Source organism: Azotobacter tropicalis, assembly GCF_059739045.1.
The window spans coordinates 1,849,547-1,870,661 of the sequence record NZ_AP046059.1 but is presented as its reverse complement, the minus strand read 5'-3'; the positions used below and the strand labels follow the sequence as shown (position 1 = coordinate 1,870,661).

At 62.8% G+C, this 21,115-nt stretch carries 15 protein-coding genes and 3 pseudogenes; 6 read left to right on the top strand and 12 right to left on the bottom strand.

The annotated features are described in order from the left end of the window. Positions 1 to 3: 3 nt before the first annotated feature. Positions 4 to 1,560 carry a TerC family protein gene (locus Atro_RS08745; RefSeq protein WP_497927262.1) on the bottom strand — a complete coding sequence of 519 codons (1,557 nt, stop codon included), beginning with the start codon at positions 1,558 to 1,560 and terminating at the stop codon, positions 4 to 6. A 1,266-nt stretch (positions 1,561 to 2,826) separates the two neighbouring features. Here Atro_RS08745 and Atro_RS08740 point away from each other — a divergent pair. Next, complete coding sequence (locus Atro_RS08740) at positions 2,827 to 3,537, top strand: GNAT family N-acetyltransferase (RefSeq protein WP_497927261.1); 711 nt, start codon at positions 2,827 to 2,829, stop codon at positions 3,535 to 3,537. Positions 3,538 to 3,602: 65 nt separating this feature from the next. Here the strand turns inward: Atro_RS08740 and rlmF are convergent, their stop codons facing one another. The 7 genes from rlmF to Atro_RS08705 form a co-directional block, all read right to left on the bottom strand. Beyond that, positions 3,603 to 4,592, bottom strand: a complete 990-nt coding sequence (rlmF, locus tag Atro_RS08735) for a 23S rRNA (adenine(1618)-N(6))-methyltransferase RlmF (RefSeq protein ID WP_497927260.1) — start codon at positions 4,590 to 4,592, stop codon at positions 3,603 to 3,605. A gap of 69 nt (positions 4,593 to 4,661) precedes the next feature. Continuing rightward, complete coding sequence (locus tag Atro_RS08730) at positions 4,662 to 5,834, bottom strand: putative bifunctional diguanylate cyclase/phosphodiesterase (protein ID WP_497927647.1); 1,173 nt, start codon at positions 5,832 to 5,834, stop codon at positions 4,662 to 4,664. A 17-nt stretch (positions 5,835 to 5,851) separates the two neighbouring features. Continuing rightward, positions 5,852 to 6,421, bottom strand: a complete 570-nt coding sequence (locus Atro_RS08725; RefSeq protein ID WP_497927259.1) for a PAS domain-containing protein — start codon at positions 6,419 to 6,421, stop codon at positions 5,852 to 5,854. Between the two features lie 401 nt (positions 6,422 to 6,822). Beyond that, positions 6,823 to 9,657, bottom strand: a complete 2,835-nt coding sequence (locus Atro_RS08720; RefSeq protein ID WP_497927258.1) for a valine--tRNA ligase — start codon at positions 9,655 to 9,657, stop codon at positions 6,823 to 6,825. A 134-nt stretch (positions 9,658 to 9,791) separates the two neighbouring features. Then, positions 9,792 to 10,127: a DNA polymerase III subunit chi gene (locus Atro_RS08715; protein WP_497927257.1), complete on the bottom strand. Its 336-nt coding sequence runs from the start codon at positions 10,125 to 10,127 to the stop codon at positions 9,792 to 9,794. A 4-nt stretch (positions 10,128 to 10,131) separates the two neighbouring features. Next, a complete protein-coding gene (locus Atro_RS08710) occupies positions 10,132 to 10,560 on the bottom strand; it encodes a DNA polymerase III subunit chi (RefSeq protein WP_497927256.1) in 429 nt (142 codons plus the stop codon). Between the two features lie 46 nt (positions 10,561 to 10,606). Beyond that, positions 10,607 to 12,097 (bottom strand): leucyl aminopeptidase, encoded by a 1,491-nt coding sequence (locus Atro_RS08705; RefSeq protein ID WP_497927255.1) that lies wholly within the window; start codon positions 12,095 to 12,097, stop codon positions 10,607 to 10,609. A 273-nt stretch (positions 12,098 to 12,370) separates the two neighbouring features. Between Atro_RS08705 and lptF the strand changes: the two genes are divergently transcribed. Together lptF and lptG are read left to right on the top strand one after the other, a co-directional pair. After that, positions 12,371 to 13,492 (top strand): LPS export ABC transporter permease LptF, encoded by a 1,122-nt coding sequence (gene lptF, locus Atro_RS08700; RefSeq protein ID WP_497927254.1) that lies wholly within the window; start codon positions 12,371 to 12,373, stop codon positions 13,490 to 13,492. Continuing rightward, positions 13,485 to 14,545: pseudogene (gene lptG / locus Atro_RS08695) on the top strand (LPS export ABC transporter permease LptG). Before lptF ends, lptG begins: the two are co-directional and overlap by 8 nt. A 69-nt stretch (positions 14,546 to 14,614) precedes the next feature. Here the strand turns inward: lptG and Atro_RS08690 are convergent. After that, positions 14,615 to 15,091, bottom strand: a pseudogene (locus tag Atro_RS08690) (RDD family protein); the annotation flags it as partial. A gap of 96 nt (positions 15,092 to 15,187) precedes the next feature. After that, positions 15,188 to 15,400, bottom strand: a complete 213-nt coding sequence (locus Atro_RS08685; RefSeq protein WP_012699820.1) for a cold-shock protein — start codon at positions 15,398 to 15,400, stop codon at positions 15,188 to 15,190. A gap of 1,144 nt (positions 15,401 to 16,544) precedes the next feature. Here Atro_RS08685 and Atro_RS08680 point away from each other — a divergent pair. Further along, the gene (locus Atro_RS08680; RefSeq protein WP_497927253.1) at positions 16,545 to 16,877 is read left to right on the top strand and encodes a DUF2790 domain-containing protein; all 333 of its coding nucleotides are present in this window, start codon (positions 16,545 to 16,547) and stop codon (positions 16,875 to 16,877) included. Between the two features lie 207 nt (positions 16,878 to 17,084). On the opposite strand, the gene Atro_RS08675 is transcribed toward Atro_RS08680, so the two are convergent. Then, positions 17,085 to 18,113 carry an IS5 family transposase gene (locus Atro_RS08675; protein WP_497927252.1) on the bottom strand — a complete coding sequence of 343 codons (1,029 nt, stop codon included), beginning with the start codon at positions 18,111 to 18,113 and terminating at the stop codon, positions 17,085 to 17,087. Between the two features lie 213 nt (positions 18,114 to 18,326). Between Atro_RS08675 and Atro_RS08670 the strand changes: the two genes are divergently transcribed. Both Atro_RS08670 and Atro_RS08665 read left to right on the top strand, forming a co-directional pair. Then, complete coding sequence (locus Atro_RS08670) at positions 18,327 to 18,602, top strand: hypothetical protein (RefSeq protein ID WP_497927251.1); 276 nt, start codon at positions 18,327 to 18,329, stop codon at positions 18,600 to 18,602. Between the two features lie 108 nt (positions 18,603 to 18,710). Beyond that, a pseudogene (locus Atro_RS08665) lies at positions 18,711 to 19,934 on the top strand (IS3 family transposase). A gap of 73 nt (positions 19,935 to 20,007) precedes the next feature. On the opposite strand, the gene Atro_RS08660 reads toward Atro_RS08665, so the two are convergent. Continuing rightward, on the bottom strand, positions 20,008 to 21,066 hold the full coding sequence (locus Atro_RS08660) for a 2,3-butanediol dehydrogenase (protein WP_497927646.1): 1,059 nt from the start codon (positions 21,064 to 21,066) through the stop codon (positions 20,008 to 20,010). Between the last annotated feature and the right edge of the window lie 49 nt (positions 21,067 to 21,115).

The window sequence follows — 21,115 nt, the reverse complement described above, 5'->3', positions numbered from 1 at the left end:
CGCTCAGGCCGGGAGCGGCTGCAGCAGCATGCGGGTGATCCGCCGCTCCTTCACTTCGCTGACCTTCAGCCGCCAGCCGCGATAGGTCAGCTCGTCGCCGGTCGCCGGCAGGCGGTCGAGCAGGCTCATGGCCAGGCCCGCCAGGGTCTGGTAGTCGTCGGTGGCCTGGGCCTGGAAGCCCAGGCGCCGGCCGAGCAGCGCCAGGCCGATGGCGCCGCTGACTTCGTAGACGCCGTCGCGCTCGATCACGTCCGGCCCCTGCATCTCGCTGGCATCCGGCAGTTCGCCGGCGATCGCCTCGAGGATGTCGGTGAGGGTCAGCAGGCCCTCGAAATGGCCGAACTCGTTGACCACGAAGGCCACGTGGGTCGAGGCCTGGCGCATCTGTTCGACGGCGTTGAGCACCGAGCAGCCGTCCGGCAGGTTGAGCGGCTGGCGCACCAGCCGCTCGATGTCCGGATGCTCGTCCTGCAGCAGCGCGCGCAGCAGTTCCTTCTTGTGCACGTAGCCCAGCGGCTCGTCGATGGCGGCGGTGCGTGCCACCACCAGCCGCGAGTGGGCTGAGTCGAGCAGCTGCCGGCGGATCTGCGCCTCGTCGGCGTCGAGGGCGATGTGGTCGACCTGCATGCGGTCGGTCATCGCGCTGGCGATGGGCCGCTCGGCCAGGTGCAGCACGCCGCTGATCATCACCCGTTCGCGGCGGCCGAACAGCGCGGTGCCGGCCTCGTCGCCCTTGAGCATGTCGGCGATCTCCTCGCCGACCTCCTCGGCTTCCAGCCGCTGCCCGCCGAGCAGGCGCAGCACCGCGTGGGCGGTGCGCTCACGCAGCGTGTGCCGGCCCTGCAACTGCTTCTTGCGGCGCCAGCGGGCGAGCTGGTTGAACAGCTCGATGAGGATCGAGAAGCCGATCGCCGCGTACAGGTAGCCCTTGGGAATATGGAAGCCCAGGCCTTCCGCGGTGAGGCTGAGGCCGATCATCAGCAGAAAGCCCAGGCACAGCATGATCACCGTGGGGTGGGCGTTGACGAAGGCGGTCAGCGGCTTGCTGGCGACGATCATCAGGCCGATGGAGATCACCACGGCGAGCATCATCACTCCCAGCTGCTCGACCATGCCGACGGCGGTGATCACCGCGTCCAGGGAGAACACCGCGTCGAGCACCACGATCTGCGCCACCACCGGCCAGAAGCGGGCGTAGGTCCGGCTGCCGGACTGGATATGGGCATGGCCTTCGAGGCGCTCGTGCAGCTCCATGGTGGCCTTGAACAGCAGGAACAGGCCGCCGAACAGCATGATCAGGTCGCGCCCGGAGAAGCTCTTGCCGAACAGCGCGAGCAGCGGCTCGGTCAGGGTCACCAGCCAGGAGATGCTGGCCAGCAGGCCCAGGCGCATGAGCAGCGCCAGCGACAGGCCGATGATCCGCGCGCGGTCGCGCTGCTCGGGCGGCAGCTTGTCGGCGAGGATGGCGATGAAGACCAGATTGTCGATGCCGAGCACGATCTCCAGCACGATCAGGGTCAGAAGACCCAGCCAGGCCGTGGGGTCAGCCAGCCATTCCATGGGCGGTCACCTTTTTCGTTGTGGAGGAGACGGGGCGTCTGCGGTCTTCCGGCACGGGAGTGGGAAGCGCGGGCGCGAGGACTGTGGCAGGAGAATGGAGCGGGGCCGGTCCGGTGCGGAGGTGCGTTCCGGGTGGGCGGAGCGCTTGACGACAAGTGGGGTCCATGAACGACCGATGGATGAGAAAGAGCGCTTCATGTTACGGCAGCGCCGCGGTGCCGCTAAGCGTGCAAACGTAACCGTTTTTTAAGGGCAGGCATCGGCACAACCACGGCAGCGCGGCTGCAAAGGCCCGTATTTCCGGTCGGAGGCCTTCTTCATCTCGGCGTGAAGCGGTCCGCTGCTGATACGCACTCGATGAGGCGAGGTTTCTCGTACGGGGGCAATCGCAGGCGCGTTGCCGGATGCGGTTGCGCCGGGTAGGCGTCTGTCGTGCCAAGGGCTTGTTGACCCGGTCAGAAGCGGTTAAAGCGTCTATCCCCACCCTGGGCTATATGAGCCGTCAGCGTCCCGGTATTCGCCGAGAAAATGTAAGTCTTTGGGCTTATCGATTCCGTTGCGTTCAATGGATTGCGATTTGAAATTATAGGTTCGGTATCAGTGCCTGCATTCCACGAAAGAACTTCATCGGACGCAATTATCTGCCAGGGGCGGACTCTCGGCCGGCCTTGTCGTCGAAAATTATGCCGTACGGTTAATTGGAGCTTTTCTCGATCATGGAAGTAAATAGATTGAGGTTTGGCATAAAGGGAAGCTTCAAGATTATCAAAGGAAAGGTTCGTGGTCTTTTATCTGTCAAGTTGGTTGGCAGGGCTGACTGATTATCGATATATGTTGGTTTGTTCGTATGCTAAAGCGTACGCAGCTCTTAGGTGCTCTTCTCACCACTCGAGCAGTGGATTTTCTATAAGCCGATATTTCAGTGTGTTCCGCTGTGAGGGCACTATGTTCTCATGGGCTTGGGGCCATACAGGGCCTGGGGGGCGTCGGTCATAACGCATGCAGAACTGGCCCGGCATGAAGGCGCTCTCTCCACCAATGCCGCGCATCCTGGCAGGCTGCATGCTTTTGGCCTGCAGAGCAGATATGTGTGTATGTATATTCGTTTTTGAAACTTGCAGCTAGAGTCAATGAGGAATGCTGCTCGAGTGTTCGAGAGCCAAACAGCAGCATTCACAAATAAAATGTCAGATTGACAATATTCGTAAACTTCCCGGTCTTTGGAGTCGTAACTTCTACATTTTTTGAAAGCGTGATGAGGCTATCATGGAAAGCGTGCAACAGAATGGCTATGTCACTCGGCTACGCCGCAAACTGCAACAGGTGGGGCCTGCTCATACTCTTCATTTGCTGCTGATGAAAGGCATCAATCATCTGGCTTTGTTCAAAATTTTGCGCGGCATTCTGCTGCTCAAGGTCGATCCGGCGTTCCTCGTTTGTCCGGCTAGTTACACGCCGGGCTTTCTCGACGAGAAACAGCTGCGCCACTTCGCCCGCGACCCGCAGAACGAACTCGACGGCCGCTTTCTCGACGAGGCCCTGGCCAAGGGCGATCGCTGCTATGCGATCCTCGATGGTGAGAATCTGGCCGCCTACGGCTGGTATTCGCGCCAGCCGACCCGCATCAATCCGCCGGACATGCTGCTCGATTTCGACCCGGATTATGTCTACATGTACAAGGGGCTGACCAACCCCCGCTATCGCGGGCAGCGCTTGCACGCCATCGGCATGAACCGGGCGCTGCAGTGTTATATGGAGGAGGGCGCACGGGGGATCGTTTCCTATGTCGAGTCGACCAACCTCGACTCGCTCAAATCCTGCTTCCGCCTGGGCTACCAGGCGTTCGGCTCGATCTACCTGTTGCGCCTCTTCGGTCACAACCTGTGCCTGTACAGCCCTGCCTGCCGCCGCTATCGATTCGCCTTGCGTCATGAGGCGCCGATGCCAAGCGACGACGGGCGTGTCCGTGAAGTGTAAGGCGCTGCCTCCGCTCGCCGGGCGCCGTTGCCGTGCCGTCGGCAGCGCGGGTGGGTCGAGCAGGGTCAGGCCTGGACAGGTCCTTGGTGTGCGGCCTTCCAGCGTTCGTCCCGCCAGCGCCGGCGAGTTTCGGCGGCGAGGAAGGTCCAGGCGATGAAGCGGCTCTGCTTCTGTCCTTGGGCCATGGGCACGACACGCACTTCGCAGGCTCCGGCTTTTTTCAGCGCGGCTTGGGCGGCAGGCAGGTTGGCGACCTTGGAGATCAGGCTGCTGAACCAGCAGACCTGTCCGGCGAACCCTGCGCTTTCTTCGATCATCCGCCCGACGAAGGCGGCCTCGCCACCGGGGCAGTGCAGCTCGGCACCCTGGCCGCCGAAGTTCAGCAGCGGCAGCTTGCGCCTGGGATCGAGCTTGCCGAGGTTGCGCCACTTGCGCTGGCTGCCACGGGTGGCGTCCTCGGCCGTGGCATGGAAGGGCGGGTTGCAGAGGCTCAGGTCGAAGCGCTCGTCGGCTTGCAGCAGGCCCTGGAAGATGTGCGCCGGATCGGCCTGGCGGCGCAGCCGGACGGCGCCTTCCAAACCATTGGCGCGGACGATGGTCTCGGCCGAGGCCAGGGCGATCGGGTCGATGTCGGCGCCGAGAAAGCGCCAGCCGTACTCGCGATGGCCGATCAGCGGGTAGATGCAATTGGCGCCGACCCCGATGTCCAGCACCTGCAGGGCCGCGCCGCGCGGAATGTTGCCGCCGTGCTCGGCGGCCAGGAGGTCGGCCAGGCCGTGCAGATAGTCGGCGCGGCCGGGAATCGGCGGGCACAGGTAGCCGGGCGGGATGTCCCAGTGGCGGATGCCGTAATGGTCGGCGAGCAGCGCGCGATTGAGGGCCTTCACCGCCTCCGGGTCGGCGAAGTCGATGCTCTTCTTGCCGTAGGGGTTGAGGATCACGAAGGCGGCCAGCGCCGGGTGGCGGCGGATCAGCGCGGGAAAGTCGTAGCGGCCCTGGTGACGGTTGCGCGGGTGCAGCGGGCTGGGCCGTTGCGGCGGGTTCTTGCTCGGCATTGCAGGAGGCTGGTGGTGGGCTGGGCGCGGATTGTCCCACAACTCGGGGCGGCATGCCGCCCGGCGCTACTATCCGGCGCTGTGGCGCTCTCTCAGCCAGTCGGCCAGTTGCTCGGCGGACAGCGGGCGCGAGAGCAGGAAGCCCTGGGCCACCTGGTAACCCCGGTGGGTGAGCAGGCGCCGCTGCTCCTCGTTCTCCACCCCCTCGGCGAACACCGCGATCCGCAGGCTGTCGCCGATGCGCATGGCCGCCTCGGTCAGGGCGCGGGTGATCTCGTCGTGCTCGAGATCGCGGACGAAGCTGCGGTCCAGCTTCAGGGCACGGATCGGCAGGTGGCGCAGGTAACCGAGGCAGGAATAGCCGGTGCCGAAGTCGTCGACGGTCAGGCCGATGTCCATGGCCTGCACGGCATGCAGGGTCTTCAGACTGTTCGGATTGCCGCTGCGCAACACCTCCTGGGTGATTTCCAGATTGAGATCGGCCGGCTGCAGGGCATTGCGCTGCAAGATGTCGGCGATCTGTCGGGGCAGCTCGATGTTATGGAAACTGTACGGCGACAGGTTCACCGAAACGGCCGCCACCTCCAGCCCGGCGCTGCGCCAGGCGGCGAGCTGCCGGCAGGCCTCGTCCAGCGCCCAGCGGTCCAGTTCGCCGGCCAGTCCGCATTCGGCCGCCAGGGGGATGAAGCGGTCCGGCGGGATGCTGCCGAGCTGCGGGTGCGTCCAGCGGGCCAGGGCTTCGACGCCGCACAGGCGGCCGCTCTTGAGGTCGACCTGCGGCTGGTAGTGGAGTTCCAGCCGACGCTGATGCAGCGTCTCGCGCAGGGCGGCCTCGAGGATTCGCCGCTCCTGGGCCTGGCGGTTCAGCTCTTCGCTGAAGAAGCTGAACTGGCCACGTCCATTGGCCTTGGCCTGGTACATGGCGAGGTCGGCATAGTGCAGCAGGGTTTCCATGTCCTCGCCGTTGTCGGGGAACTGGCTGATACCGATGCTGGCCGACGGGGTGAGGGTCGCCCCGGCGATCTGGCAGGGCGCCGACAGCTGCTTCTGGATGCGCCGGATGGTTTCGGCCGTCTGCCGGGGATCGCAGTCGGTGAGGATCACGACGAACTCGTCGCCGGACAGCCGGCCGACGATGTCGGCGGCGCGCAGTTCGCCGCGCAGGCGCTGGGCGACGATACGCAGCAGGGCATCGCCGGCCGGATGGCCGAGGGTGTCGTTGACCTGCTTGAAGCGGTCCAGTTCGAAGAACAGTACGTTCAGCGCCGTGCGGTTGCGCTTGGCCGGGCAATCGCCTGGCTGGCCTGGACCAGCAGCAGGCTGCGGTTGGGCAGGCCGGTGAGGGCGTCGTAGAAGGCCAGCTGGCGAATGCGGTTGTGGCTTTCCTCGCGTTCCAGGGTTAGCAGACGGCAGCGCTGCCGCTCGGCTTCCTCCTGTTCGGCCTTGGTGCTGACGTCGGTAGCGATCTGTGCGATGCGTTTGAGCTGCCCGTCGCTGCCGAGAATGGGCACATAGGTCGCCTCCAGCCAGAGACGCCGATCGTCGGCGTTCGTATAAGGGTAGCGGCCGCTCGCCGACTGGCCCCGTTTCAGCCCGGCCCAGAGACCATCGAAGTCATGGCGGTTGGCCGGGTCGGGGGCGCAGAGCTGCTGATGGCAGCGTTTGCCGATGGCTTCCTCGCTGTAACCGAAGAGCTGCCGGTACTTGTCGTTGGCGCGCAGGACGCGGCCGTCCGGGCTGAACTCGGCGATCGCCATGGCCTGCTCGAAGGCGGCGAGCAGTTCCATCCGCTCGGTGGACGCTGGGGGGAGGGAGGACTGTTGCTTCATTCTTTTTCTGTGCGACTCCGGGCAGCCGTCGCTGGTCGGTCGGAGGGGCCTCCTGGGTGACTCGAGCGGTTGGGCAGGTCGGTGCGGTTTTCGGGAGGGCGACCGGAGGAATGATGCCATGGGGCAAGAGGCATGCGTCACACGGATTGATGGCTCATTGACATCACTTGGCCATGCTGCTTGAAGATGTGAACCATGCACGCTTTTCGATGGCCGAGCCGGCGCTCGGGCAGCGGACATGCAGGGAGAAGCCCAGTCGGGAGCGATAGCGGCGAAGCCGGAGGGGCGGATGACGGAAGTGATGGGGCTCGGAAGGGTAGGTCAGCCAGTGGGTGGGGCCTGGCCCCCGGCGTTCCGCTGGCAGGAGGGCCGGCACACCTTGCGTGTGCCGACCGGAGGCCTCAGAGGCTGGCGATGCGTGCGCGCTGTTCGCCCAGCTTGGCGAGGGCCTGTTCGGCCTCGCTCAGCTTGGCACGCTCCTTGGCGATCACCTCGGCGGGGGCCTTGTCGACGAAGCTGGCGTTGCCCAGCTTGCCGCCGACGCGCTTGACCTCGCCTTCCAGGCGCTGGATCTCCTTGTCCAGACGGGCCAGCTCGGCATCCTTGTCGATCAGCCCGGCCATCGGCACCAGCACCTGCATCTCGCCGACCAGGGCGATGGCGGCCAGCGGTGCCTCTTCGCCTTCGCCCAGCACGCGGATGGATTCCAGCTTGGCCAGTTTCATCAGCAGCGGCTGATTCTCGGCGAGGCGACGACGGTCGCTGTCCGAGGCGTTGTTGAGCACCACGTCGATGCGCTTGGCCATGGAGATGTTCATCTCGCCGCGGATCTGCCGCACGCCGAGCATCAGCGCCTTGACCCACTCGATGTCGTCCTCGGCGGCCGCGTCGATGCGCGCCTCGTCGGCCACCGGCCAGGGCTGCAGCATCAGGGTCGGGCCGGACTTGCCGGCCAGCGGCGCGAGGCGCTGCCAGATTTCCTCGGTGATGAAGGGCATGAAGGGATGGGCCAGGCGCAGCGCGGTTTCCAGCACCCGCACCAGGGTGCGGCGAGTGCCGCGCTGGCGTTCGATGCTGGCGTTCTCGTCCCAGAGCACCGGCTTGACCAGCTCCAGGTACCAGGCGCAGTACTGGTCCCAGACGAACTCGTAGAGCGCCTGGGCGGCGAGGTCGAAGCGGAAGGCGTCGAGCTGGCGGGTCACCTCGAGTTCGGTGCGCTGCAGCTGGGAAACGATCCAGCGGTCCACCGGCGACAGTTCGACCGGCTCGCCGGCGGCGCCGCAATCCTTGCCCTCGGTGTTCTCGAAGACGAAGTTGGCGGCATTCCACAGCTTGTTGCAGAAGTTGCGGTAGCCTTCGACCCGGCCCATGTCGAACTTGATGTCGCGGCCGGTGGAAGCCAGCGAGCAGAAGGTGAAGCGCAGCGCGTCGGTACCGTAGCTGGCGATGCCTTCGGGGAACTCGGCGCGGGTCTGCTTGGCGATCTTCTCGGCGAGCTTGGGTTGCATCATGCCGCTGGTGCGCTTGGACAGCAGGGTGTCGAGGTCGATGCCGTCGACGATGTCCAGCGGGTCGAGGACGTTACCCTTGGACTTGGACATCTTCTGGCCCTGGGCGTCGCGCACCAGGCCGTGGACGTAGACGGTCTTGAAGGGGATCTGCCCGGTCAGGTGCAGGGACATCATGATCATCCGGGCGACCCAGAAGAAGATGATGTCGAAGCCGGTGACCAGTACGTCGGTGGGGTGGAAGGTCTTGAGAAACTCGGTCTGTGCAGGCCAGCCCAGGGTGGAGAAGGTCCACAGGCCGGAGCTGAACCAGGTGTCCAGCACGTCCTCGTCCTGACGCAGCGGCTCGTCGTTGCGGATCGCGTACTTGCTGCGCACTTCCGCCTCGTCGCGGCCGACGTAGGCGTTGCCGGCCTCGTCGTACCAGGCCGGGATGCGGTGGCCCCACCAGAGCTGGCGGCTGATGCACCAGTCCTGGATGTCGCGCATCCAGGAGAAGTACATGTTCTCGTACTGCCTGGGCACGAACTGGATGGAGCCGTCCTCGACGGCGGCGATGGCCTTCTCGGCCAGCGGCTTGGTGGCGACGTACCACTGATCGGTCAGCCAGGGCTCGATGATGGTGCCCGAGCGGTCGCCGCGCGGCACCTTCAGCGCGTGGTCGTCGATCTTCTCCAGAAGACCCATGCCGTCGAAGTCGGCGACGATGGCTTTGCGCGCGTCGAAGCGGTCCATGCCGGCGTAGCTGTCCGGCAGGCTGGGGTCGATGCGCGTGTTCGGCGTGCCGTCGATGTCGAACACCTGGGCCTGGGGCAGGACCGTGGCGTTCTTGTCGAAGATGTTGATCAGCGGCAGGTGATGGCGCTTGCCGACCTCGTAGTCGTTGAAGTCGTGGGCCGGGGTGATCTTCACGCAGCCGGTGCCGAATTCGCGGTCGACGTATTCGTCGGCGACGATCGGGATCAGGCGGTTGACCAGCGGCAGCAGCACATGGCGGCCGATCAGGTCCCGGTAGCGCTCGTCCTCCGGGTGCACGGCGACGGCGGCATCGCCCAGCATGGTTTCCGGACGGGTGGTGGCGACCACCAGGTAGGCTTTACCCTCGGCGGTGCGGGCGTCGTCGGCCAGCGGGTAGCGCAGGTGCCAGAGGTGGCCCTTTTCGTCGTGGTTCTCCACTTCGAGGTCGGAGATCGCGGTGTGCAGCTTGGTGTCCCAGTTGACCAGGCGCTTGCCGCGGTAGATCAGGCCGTCCTCGTGGAGGCGGACGAAGGCTTCCTTGACCGCTTCGGACAGGCCCTCGTCCATGGTGAAGCGTTCCCGCGACCAGTCCACCGAGCTGCCGAGGCGGCGGATCTGCCGGGTGATGGTGCCGCCGGACTCTTCCTTCCATTCCCAGACCTTGTCGAGGAACTTTTCGCGGCCGAGGTCGTGGCGGCTGACGCCCTGGGCGGCCAGTTGACGCTCCACCACCATCTGGGTGGCGATGCCGGCGTGGTCGGTGCCCGGCTGCCACAGGGTGTTGCGGCCCTGCATGCGGCGGAAGCGGATCAGCGCGTCCATGATCGCGTTGTTGAAGCCGTGACCCATGTGCAGGCTGCCGGTGACGTTCGGCGGCGGGATCATGATGGTGTAGGGCTCGCCGCTGCCCTGCGGGGCGAAGTAGTTCTTCGACTCCCATTCGGCGTACCAACGGGATTCAATGGCGTGCGGCTGGTAGGTCTTGTCCATGCGGAGGAAACCCTTATAAGACGGCTGATCTGGGAAGCCGGGGAGTATAAAGGCAAACCCGTACCTGTGGGCTGCATCCCTGCAAGTCTAGGCGGAATGCCGTGAGGGTCGGCAGTGGGAGGGCTGTGGGCTGGCTAGGGTTTGTGCAGGGCGAGCAGTTGTCCCAGACGGGCTTCGAGGCGGCGCTTCAGTTCGGCCTCGATCTGCGGCACGAAGTCGTCGACGACTTCCTGCAGGATCAACTGGGCCTCGATGTGCAAGCTCTGCTTCAGGCGCGCCGGCAGGGCGGTCGGGCGCGGCTCGTCCTCTTCCTCGTCGAGGACGACGATGTCCGAGAGCAGCGGGATGCCGTCTGTGCCGAGGGTATCGGTGAGCAGGGGCGGCAGCAGGTCCTCGTCCAGCAGATCGCGGATCGATTGCAGGTCGTCCAGCAGGTGGGCGGTTTCCGGCTTGGGTTTCAGGCTGTCCATGGCATCAGATACGAGGCAGGCGATGATCCTGCAAAGGATAGCCGCGCTCGCGGTAGAAGCGGTAGCTGGCGCGCGTGGCCTGACGGATGGCCGGATCGCCGACCACCAGTTCGGCGATCCGTTCGAAGCGCGCACAGAAGGGCGGGACGGTCAGGGCCAGGTTGATCAGCAGGTCGTGGTGGCTGCCGGGGTCGTCGCCCAGGCCGAGGGCGATCGGTGCCTCGACATCCTCCTCGACCAGGCCGTGGGGCAGGAAGGTCTCGGCCTTGAAGCTCCACAGTCGAGCGTCCACAGCTTCGCGCTGGGTTGCATCCTGACAGTGCAGATAGATGCGGTGCCCCAGGCGCCAGGTCTTTTCCACCAGCTTGCAGGCAAAGTCCAGGCGTGCCGCCGGATCGGCGGAGGGCAGGATATAGAAGTCGACCTGGGGCATGGGGTCCTCGGCGGTGCGGGAGCGGGTCGGCCGCTCCCGCGGACGCTTACGCGGCGCTGCGGTCCAGCAGGAACTGGGTCAACAGCGGCACCGGACGGCCAGTGGCGCCCTTTTCCTTGCCGCCGCTGATCCAGGCGGTGCCGGCGATGTCCAAGTGCGCCCAGTGGTAGCTCTTGGCGAAGCGTGAAAGGAAGCAGGCGGCCGTGATGGTGCCGGCCTTGGGCCCGCCGATGTTGGCCATGTCGGCGAACGGGCTGTCGAGCTGCTCCTGGTAGTCGTCGAACAGCGGCAATTGCCAGGCGCGATCGGCGGCATGCTCGCCGGCCTTGAGGATCTGATGGATCAGACCGTCGTGGTTGCCCATCAGGCCCGAAGTATGGCTGCCCAGGGCGGTGATGCAGGCACCGGTGAGCGTGGCGATGTCGATCACCGCCTGCGGCTTGAACCGTTCGGCGTAGGTGAGCGCATCGCACAGCACCAGGCGGCCTTCGGCGTCGGTGTTGAGGATCTCCACGGTCTGCCCGCTCATGCTGGTGACGATGTCGCCGGGACGGGTGGCGCCGCCGCTGGGCATGTTCTCGGCACAGGCCAGCAGGCCCACGACGTTGATCGGCAGCGCCAGTTCGAGCAGGGCGCGGAAGGTGCCGAGCACGCTGGCGGCGCCGCACATGTCGTACTTCATCTCGTCCATGTTCGGGCCGGGCTTGAGGCTGATGCCTCCGCTATCGAAGGTGATGCCCTTGCCGACCAGCATGTAGGGTTGCTCATCCTTCTTGCCGCCCTGGTAGTTGAGCACGATCAGCCGCGGCGGTTGCTCGCTGCCGCGGGCCACGGCGAGGAAGGCGCCCATGCCGAGCTCCTTGAGCTTCTTCTCGTCGAGAATATCGACTTTCAGCGTGTTGTAGGTTTTGGCCAGCGATTTGGCCTCGTCGGCCAGGTAGCTCGGCTGGCAGAGGTTCGGCGGCAGGTTGCCGAGGTCGCGGGCCAAGGCCATGCCGTTGGTGATCGCCTGGGCATGGTTGGCGGCACGTTCCACTTCGGCCTGGCTGGCCTTGTCGCAGACCAGGACGATCTTCTTCAGGGCAGGGGGAGTGGCCTTCTCGCTCTTGAAACGGTCGAACACGTAGGTGGCGTCGAGCAGGGTCTCGGCCAGAAGGCGGGTTTTGCCATAAGCATCGCGCCCCTTGACGTGAAGCTCGCCCAGAGTCAGAGCGGCGTCGCTGCCGCCCAGGCCTTTCAGCACGCCATTGGCGGCGGCGGCGACCTTGCGGAATTGGCGGTCGCTCAGCTCGTTCTCCTTGCCCGCGCCGACCAGCAGCACGCGCTCCGCCTTGATGTTCGGCAGATGCTGCAGCAGCAGGGTCTGCCCGACCTTGCCGGCGAGGTCGCCGCGCTTGAGGGCTGCCGACAGGGCACCGTCGGTGGCCTGGTCGATAGCCTTGGCGGTGGCGCCGAGCTTGCGGCCTTCGCCGACGGCAACCACCAGCGTGGCAGTTTTCAGGGTTTGCGGGCTGGCACTTTTGACAACGAGTTGCATGGCGTGATGTCCCCAAGACAAAGGGTCTGGTTTGCAGGATAATGCCGGTCTTTTTGTGGCGCGTTGCAGGCCGCTGAGAATGCTGCGTTCGGCTATCGGTGTGGGATCGGGTTTGGAGTCCTTTCATGTCAGGGGCACTGTACAGCCTTGCCTGACCTCGCCCGGTCCGGCCTCGCACGCGGCCTTTTCGACGGCCTGTGGGGCAGTGGGTCGGCAACGAGGCGGCTAGTTTGAGCACAGCGGCCTGAGCCTGACAACCCTGGAGTGTCTGGTTTGATCATCCCTCGCTATCTTTCCCGTGAGCTGCTGATGACGCTGAGCGCGGTCAGTGCCGTGCTGCTGGCGATCATCATGAGCGGCCGCTTCATCAAGTATCTGGCGCAGGCGGCCCAGGGTCAGCTCGATCCCGGTGTGCTGTTGCAGATCATGTTCTACCGGATGCCTAGCTTTCTGGAGCTGATCCTGCCGCTGGGCCTGTTCCTCGGCATCCTGCTGTCCTACGGCCGGCTGTATCTCGACAGCGAGATGACCGTGCTGGCGGCGGCCGGCATGAGTCCGCAGCGTCTGGCCGTGTATACCCTGGTGCCGGCCATTCCGGTCGCCCTGTTGGTCGCCTGGATGAGCCTCGGGCTGGCGCCCCAGGGGATTCGGATGGTCGAGCAGCTGCTCAACGAGCAGAAGGCTCTGACCGAATTCGACACCTTGGTACCAGGCCGTTTCCAGACCATGAAGGACGGCTCGCGAGTGACCTATGTCGAGGACCTGGCCGACGATCGCACCCAGCTTTCCAACGTGTTCATCAGTGAGAAGCGGATGTCCCGCGATGGTGTGAAGGAGCGCGGCATTGCCGTGCTGGTGGCGGAAGGTGGTCGCCAAGAGGTGCAGGCCGATGGCAGCCGCTACCTGATCCTGCAGAACGGCTATCGCTATGACGGCAATCCTGGACAGGCCAACTATCGGGTGATTCGCTACGACACCTATGGCGTGCTGCTGGCCCGACCGGCGGTAAGCAGCGAAATCAACGAGCGCGAGGCGATTCCCACCCGCGAGCTGATCGGCAGCGAGCAGCCGCGCCATCAGGCCGAGCTGCAGTGGCGTCTCTCCCTGCCCCTGCTGGTGTTCGTGGTCACCCTGCTGGCGGTGCCGCTGGCCAGGGTCAACCCCCGCCAGGGGCGTTTCCTCAAGCTGCTGCCGGCGATCCTGCTCTACATGGCGTATCTGGCGACGCTGATCGCCGTACGCGGGCAACTGGACAAGGGCAAGATCCCGATGCTGGTCGGGCTCTGGTGGGTCCATGGGGTCTTCTTGCTGATCGGCCTGGGATTGTTGTTCTGGGAGCCCTTGTGTCTGCGGTTGGCAGAGCGGCGTGCCATGCGGAGTCTGAAACATGGGTAAGCTGGACAGATATATCGGCGCCAGTGTGTTCCTCGCCATCCTGGCGGTGCTTGGGGTGATCGTTAGCCTGGCACTGCTGTTTGCCTTCGTCGACGAGTTGGGCGACGTTCGGGGCAATTACGATCTGGCCGCCGCAGCCTGGTACGTCATTCTGACCGTACCGCAGCGCACTTATGAAATGCTGCCAATGGCGGCGCTGATTGGTTGCCTGATCGGTCTTGGCACTCTGGCCAGCAGCAGCGAGCTGACGGTCATGCGTGCTTCCGGCGTTTCGCTCGGACGCATTGTTTGGGCGGTGATGAAGCCCATGTTGGTGCTGATGCTGCTCGGTGTGCTGCTTGGCGAGTACCTGGCGCCTTGGACGGAGAACAAGGCCGAAGCCCATCGCTCCCTCGCCCAAGGGGGCGGTGAAGCGCAAACCAGCAAGCACGGTCTCTGGCATCGTCAGGGCGATGAGTTCGTGCATATCAACGCAGTGCAGCCGGGGGGGTGCTGTACGGGGTGACACGCTACCGCTTCGATGATCAGCGCCATCTGCTGTCTTCCAGCTTCGCCAGGCGGGCGCAGTATCGGGACGGATACTGGCAGCTGGAGGGGGTGACGACTACTCGTTTCCTCGAGCGCCGCACGGAGGTCGTCAACGCGGCCGGCGAGCAGTGGGATGTCCAGCTGAACCCGCAGTTGCTCGGGACCGTTGTAATGGAGCCGGATGCCCTGTCGATGAGCGGGCTGTGGCGCTACATCCATTATCTGGATGAGCAGGGACTGAACAATGCACGCTACTGGCTGGCCTTCTGGACCAAGGTGCTGCAGCCCCTGGTGACTGCGGGACTAGTGCTGATGGCGATTTCCTTCATCTTCGGCCCGTTGCGCTCGGTTACCCTCGGTCAACGGCTTTTCACCGGGGTGCTGGTTGGCTTCGTCTTCCGTATCCTTCAGGATCTGCTGGGTCCCTCTAGCCAGGTGTTCGGCTTCTCGCCTCTGCTGGCGGTAGCGCTGCCGGCCGGATTCTGTGCTCTGCTGGGGATCTACTTGCTGCGTCGGGCGGGATAGGGCGACAAGGTCGCCCCCTTGTCCGAGGTCGGGAAAGAGAGCAGGGCGGCTACTGCTTCTTGGGGTGTTCTTCGGTAGCCGGACTACCTGGCTATTGGAGTACATGTCTTGCCAGGTACGCCCCTGCTTGTCCTTGAGTGTCCAGAGATAGCCCAGACCGAAACATAGCCAAGAGACGATAGCGATCAAGAAGCGCAGCAAGGCCTGCCAGAGGTCGATGGCGGTGCCGTCACTGTTCTGGATGCGCAGTCCCCAGACCTGCATGCCGAGGGTCTGGCCGTTGTGCGTCCAGAATTTCGCGAAAAAGCCGAACAGACAGAAGAGCAGCAGAGTGGAAAGCAGCGGATCACCGTCCAAGGCGCCGGCGTCGGACAGTTGTCTGAGTCGCTCGCTGCCGATAATGGTCATCTGGGCCAGCTTATAGAGAAAGGTGACGATGATTAGAAGGGCAGCGCAGAGCAAGAAGTCATAGAACATCGCTGCTAGACGGCGGAGCAGTCCCGCAGTGGGAAAGTTGCCTTGGGGGTTCAGGGCTCGTTTGGGCATGACGGACTCGCGATAAGGCAAAGGCCGGCATTCTAAGGGATATTAGGCATAAAAAAGCCCCTGATGTCGCCATCAGGGGCTCTCGGCAGACCTAACTCAGCCCAGGATCTGAACCTTGTCAGCCTGCATGCCTTTCTGGCCTTGTACCGCTTCGAAGCTGACTTTCTGGCCTTCTTTCAGGCTCTTGAAGCCAGTACCTTCGATGGCACGGAAGTGGACGAACAGGTCCGGACCGCTCTCGGGGGTGATGAAACCAAAGCCCTTCTCGTCGTTGAACCACTTGACGGTGCCGGTTTGACGATTCGACATGTCTTATTTCCTTGAAACTGGAGTTGATGGCAGTCCCTGTGACAACAGAGAGCTGGAACTGGTTGCAGAGAGTAAGAGAAGTCGAGCGGGATGTAGCGGACCTGTAGGACCTACTGCCACCAAGTCAAGATTCAACAGCGACCCACGCAAACACAGTTTAGATACTGTACGCCAAGTTCGCAGAAAAAGCCAAGCCCTAGAGCGGAAGGTTTTTGTGGCGGAGGGTTGTGTGGGAGAATTGCTACTATTTTCTCCAAAATTGGCTTTTTTTGCTGATTTTTTAGCATTTTTGCGAGGCGGGTTGCGGTCCTTTTCTCGACTGGGGCGTAGTGAGGCTTGTCCATAGGTTGGGTGTTCCTAGATGGCATTTCATGCGCCCTTGGTCGGTAGCAGCGCATCGTTTCGTTTTGATGATGTGGTTATGGGAGAGGTGAACTGCTTTTACCGTAATCTAAGAGGAAGGATGCTTCCCCAATTTTCCGAAGATTGAAATGATTTTTCAAAGAATGCCAAAATTTTAAGAATTTTGCTGATTGATCAAGCCTTAGTTTAATTAAGGTGAGATCTATAAGTAATCTGTGCTCTGAAAATAGAGTGAATGATGCAGTCAATTAGATTTGAATGTTCTAAATATTTATTTTTTATTCTTATTTTGACTCAGCGGGTTTGTATATGATGATTTTTATCTTAAGAGGCTGAATAGAAATATCTCTAATTAATAAATATTACCTTGACCCTGATGTTGAGGGGGGCTTTGCTTGTAACTAGTTGTAGATAGATGAGGGTTTTTCTTGGGCTGTGGGTATGGTAGGGCCTTTGTGGGTTGGTAAAGCATTTACCTCAAGTCTTCGGCGCCTGAGCTTCGACTATCGGCTAGGGTAGCTATCGTGAAGTGGGATGAGGTGAGGGGGCTGGCAGGAGGGAATGTACTCTGATCGTAGCGGTTTCATAGCAACTAGAGGCGAGTAGCTTATCGTTAATGATGCGAAAAAAGCAGTTCTCATAAGATCTTTGCCAGTTGGGCGACTGACTGACTAAGTCGGCTTTTATTCGGTACCGCTTTCTATGACTACCTGCAGGTCAAATATCGAGCCAATATTCTAAGTTGTGCGTTTTAAATTCTTCTTCTGTGGAGGAATGTTCCGTGATTCTTTTTAGTCTGAGGTGTGTAAAGCTGATCTGTGCGGGAGCAGTAGTTTTGCCGGCGTCTTTGGCTATGGCTGAGAGTGAAAGCCGTCCTGCCGCGGGTTCGACAGAATTGGAGGAAATGGTTGTTTATTCGCAGATGCCCCAAGCTCAAGATTATCACTATGGCATGCGCTTGGATATTGCTGAGGTCGTAGCAATGGAATATTTCCCTCCTGAACCGGATTTTTGTGGAGTTATTCCAGCGCAAATGACTTATGAGGACTCTATGGGTGAGCTCAATACCATTCGGTATTTATATCCAGAGACTGCAGGATGCCATGACAATTAGGGGTGAGCCGAGGTGGCAGCATGTGAGTGCTGCTGGCGGGGGCGGGGTGGGGCATTGGCAAATTCTATCTCCCTTGGGGCACCTCTAAAAACCGCCCTCCGAATCACGCTGAGCGATGAAATACGCTCGTGCTCGCAGCAGAGCTACCCGTCAGGCTCGACGCTCACACGGTAAAGCGGCCCGAGGCAGCCCGGCCAAAGGCCTGGATCAGGCCATTTCCAGCAGACTGCTCATCCTTTTCAGGTTGTACACCGCCGATTTGAGCGTCAGACAAAACTCAGCCCGTGCCAGGCCGATGCTGCGGACGGCCTTGCCGCCCATCTGGGCCAGGCTGGCAAAGACATGTTCGACCCGGGCTCGGGGACTGGCTATGCGTTTGTTTCGTGCCTTGTCCCGTTCACCGATCGGCTTGCCGGCCTGGCCCTTGCGCTGGATAGATGGCCTCCAGCCGATCAGTTGGAGCCAGCGCTCCCGGGGTCTGTCGTGATACCCGCGATCCGCCCAGAAGTCCCGGCTGCTGTTGCCCCGGTCGAGCACATCCACCAGATGCAGGGTGTCGGCCTCGCTGGCATCGCTCACCTTCACGCAGCGGATCAGCTTGTGCCGGCGATCCACGCTGACCGACAGCTTGTAGCCGAAGTACGACTTGCCGTGCTTCTTCGTCCAGCGCGCCTCGACATCCTTTTGTCGGCGCTTGGCGGGCGACCATTCGACCGGTACGGCCTGCGCCTTCACCATGGCCCGCTCATCGGCCGTGTTGTGCTGGATCGGTGTCCGGATAATGCTGGCATCGATGATCTGCCCCTCGCGGGCCCGCAAGCCGTGCTCCTGCAACTGACGCTGCACCTCGGCAAAGATCCGATGCTCGGCGTTGGCCTGTACCAGGCGCTCGCGAAAGACCCAGATCGTGTTGCGATCCGGCACTCGGCCGGAGTGCTTCAATCCGGCAAAACGCTGGAAACTCATGCGGTCGAGCACCTGGAACTCCATCTGCTCGTCGGACAGGTTGAACAGCTGCTGGAGCACCAGCAGGCGCGTCATCAGCTCTGTCGGATAGGGAGGCCGACCGCCCTTGGCGCGGCTGGGGCGAGGCGCTCTGCGGTCGATCTCGGCTGCCAGGGCGGCAAAGTCCACATGCTTGTCCAGTAGAGCCAGTGGATCGCCCAGGCTATCGAGCTTGGCTTCTCGCTCCTGGTCGGCAAACAGGCTGAACATCAGCAGGCTCCGGGTGATCAACAGGCGGATGATCTTACCCGGCGGCCGGGCTGGTTTTTAGAGGTGCCCCTTGGTGGGTTATGGCCCGGTCTCGCTATGACGATCCCGCCTCTAAATCACCCCCCATGAAGATGAAAGAGAAGGCATGAATCGAATGGCACTTTGCGTGTGTTGTGCGGTCACAACGGCAACCACCATAACCCTGTATGGGATCGACGCCAGGAAGGGCAGCCGATGACTATCAATTCGATTCTTTCTCTTGTCCTCACATGCTGCGGCCTGTTTGCGGCCGGGTTGTATTTAGGAAGCTGGATGCGTCCTTCGGCGAAGCCGGAGGCAGAGCTTGAGGAGACGGTGGATGATGCCGGCCTGTTCTGTGGATGGGATGCACTTTCCGTCATTGAGCGCAAGAAGCGGTTGGCGATGTACCAGCGACGTGTGCGGGCTCGGATTGCCGAGCAGGAACGGGCTTGGTTGCAGGCCCGCCTGAGAGAGTACGCAAAGGGCTAGGCATCGTAGGTCGCTACAAAAAACCGGCTCTAATGGCCTGAACAAGCCCCCTGAAACACCGGACACCGTTTCCCCCTTACCATAAGGGATAGGCAAACGGTCGTGTTTATGACTACCAGCAAAGACAGACACATCGAAGTGCTCGGCCAGGAGCGGCGTCGCCGCTGGGGTGTCGAGGAGAAGCTCGCCATGGTGCGCGAGAGCCTGGAACCGGGACAAAGCGTCTCGGTGGTGGCCAGGCGCAACGGCATCAACCCCAACCAGCTGTTCCATTGGCGCAAGCTTCACCAGGACAGCAGCCTGTCGGCAGTCAGTGCTGGCGAGGCGGTGGTTCCGGCTTCCGAATTGGTCGATGCGTTGAAGCAGATTCGCGAGTTGCAACGGCTGCTGGGCAAGAAGACGATGGAGGCGGAAATCCTCAAGGAAGCTGTCGAGGCGGCCCGCTCGCGAAAATGGATTGCGCACTCACCCTGGTTGCCGGGGGACGACCAGTGAAGCGGGTCAGACGAAGTCTCGGTGTGTCGCGCTCGCAACTGACGGCTCGAATCAACCAGGCTCTTGAGGAACGGAGACCTCGTTCCCAACAGACGCTCGACGATGCGGCATTGGCGGATTGGATCAGGGGCACGGTTTCCAACTTGCCCAGTTACGGCTACCGCCGAGTGTGGACGCTTCGGCGTCGACAGGCCGAGCAACAGGCTCAGCCGGCCGTCAACGCAAAGCGGGTGTACCGGGTAATGCGTGATCACGGGTTGCTGCTGGGACGGCGCCGCAAGCAGCCGGGCGTCGCGCGTCGCCATGACGGTCGCGTGGCGGTCGAGACGAGCAATACCCGCTGGTGCTCGGATGGCTTCGAATTTCGCTGCGACGATGGCGATCGCCTGCGCATAACCTTCGCCCTGGATGGCTGCGACCGGGAGGCCATCAGTTGGGTGACCAGCCCTCACCGCTACCGTGGTGACGATGTTCGCGATGCCATGCTCGAGGCCGTCGAGAGGCGCTTCGGCCAGACGTTGCCGCCCGCACCGATCCAATGGTTGAGCGACAACGGTTCGGCTTACACCGCCGAGCAGACCCAGGCCTTCGCCCGGGAGATTGGCTTGCTGCCGCTGACCGCGCCGGTCTGCAGCCGACAGAGCAACGGCATGGCGGAAAGCTTCTTGAAAATGAATGAAGCGCGATTACATCGCCCACATGCCCAGGCCGGACCGCCTGACGGCGCTACGCAACCTGGAGATTGCCTTCGAGCATTACAACGAGGAGCATCCGCACAGTGCCTTGAACTACCGCTTGCCGCGGGAGTTCAGGCGGATGACCGCAACATCAACTTAACGGGGGCGGTGTCCGGTTTGATAGGGGCAAGTCCACGCGAAGCGGCCCCCGCCGCCCCGCGCCGGCCCCGCCCTCAATGCGGCGAAACGATGATCTTCACGTTGTGTTCCTTGTTGTTGACCAGTTCCTCGAAGCCGCGGCCGACGATGTCCTCCAGGCCGATGCGGCCGGTGATCAGTGGTTTGACGTCCAGGCGGCCGTCGGCGATGAAGGCGATCACGTCGGCGAATTCGCCGTTGTAGGCGAGGGCGCCGATGACCTGCTTCTCGGTGGAAACCAGCTCGAAGAAGTTGAACGAGCTGGGTTCCTCGAAGATGCCGACCAGTACGCTCTTGCCGGCGTTGCGGATGACGTCGATGGCCAGTTTGGCGGTGTGCTTGTTGCCGATGCACTCGAAGCTGACGTCGGCGCCGAGGCCGTGGGTGCGGGCGCGGATTTCCGCCAGCGCGTCGCATTCCTTGGGATCGAGCACCAGGCTCGCGCCCACTTCCAGCGCCTTGGCCTTGCGCGCCGAGGACATTTCCAGGGCGATCACCTGGGCCGCGCCGGCCGCCTTGGCGCACATGATGGTGCACAGGCCGATGGTGCCGGCGCCGACCACCACCACGTTCTGGCCGAGCAGGCTGCCGGCCTTCTTCACCGCGTGCATGCCCACCGCCAGCGGTTCGATCAGCGCGCCGGCCTCGACGGGGAAGCCGGCCGGCAGCTTGTAGAGCAGTTCGGCCGGCACGTTCACCAGTTCGGCGAAGGCGCCGTTGTTCATCAGCCCGGTGAAGGCCAGCTTTTCGCAGAGGTTGTACAGGCCGCTGCGGCAGTAGTAGCAGGTGCCGCAGTGCTGGCAGGCGTCGGCGGCGATCCGCTCGCCAAGGGCGAAGCCGCTCACGCCGGCGCCGAGCTTGACGATCTCGCCGCTGAATTCGTGGCCGAGGATGCACTGGCCCTGGATGCCGGTGAGCGGGTGGGGCTTTTCGACCGGGATGAATACCGGGCCGGCGACGTATTCGTGCAGGTCCGAGCCGCAGATGCCGCACCAGTCGACGCGGATCTGCACCCAGCCGGGCGGCGGGTCGGCGGGCAGCGGCACGTCTTCGACGCGGATGTCCTGACGGCCGTGCCAGACGGCGGCGCGCATGGTTTCGCCAAGGGATGTTGTCATTGTTCTTTTCTCCTTCAGGGCTTGC

Coding starts and splice junctions, on each gene's coding strand:
- Atro_RS08745 (WP_497927262.1), bottom strand. CDS start 1,560: ATGGAATGGCTGGCTGACCCCACGGCCTGGCTGGGTCTTCTGACCCTG.
- Atro_RS08740 (WP_497927261.1), top strand. CDS start 2,827: ATGGAAAGCGTGCAACAGAATGGCTATGTCACTCGGCTACGCCGCAAA.
- rlmF (WP_497927260.1), bottom strand. CDS start 4,592: ATGCCGAGCAAGAACCCGCCGCAACGGCCCAGCCCGCTGCACCCGCGC.
- Atro_RS08725 (WP_497927259.1), bottom strand. CDS start 6,421: ATGAAGCAACAGTCCTCCCTCCCCCCAGCGTCCACCGAGCGGATGGAA.
- Atro_RS08720 (WP_497927258.1), bottom strand. CDS start 9,657: ATGGACAAGACCTACCAGCCGCACGCCATTGAATCCCGTTGGTACGCC.
- Atro_RS08715 (WP_497927257.1), bottom strand. CDS start 10,127: ATGGACAGCCTGAAACCCAAGCCGGAAACCGCCCACCTGCTGGACGAC.
- Atro_RS08710 (WP_497927256.1), bottom strand. CDS start 10,560: ATGCCCCAGGTCGACTTCTATATCCTGCCCTCCGCCGATCCGGCGGCA.
- Atro_RS08705 (WP_497927255.1), bottom strand. CDS start 12,097: ATGCAACTCGTTGTCAAAAGTGCCAGCCCGCAAACCCTGAAAACTGCC.
- Atro_RS08685 (WP_012699820.1), bottom strand. CDS start 15,400: ATGTCGAATCGTCAAACCGGCACCGTCAAGTGGTTCAACGACGAGAAG.
- Atro_RS08670 (WP_497927251.1), top strand. CDS start 18,327: ATGACTATCAATTCGATTCTTTCTCTTGTCCTCACATGCTGCGGCCTG.
- Atro_RS08660 (WP_497927646.1), bottom strand. CDS start 21,066: ATGCGCGCCGCCGTCTGGCACGGCCGTCAGGACATCCGCGTCGAAGAC.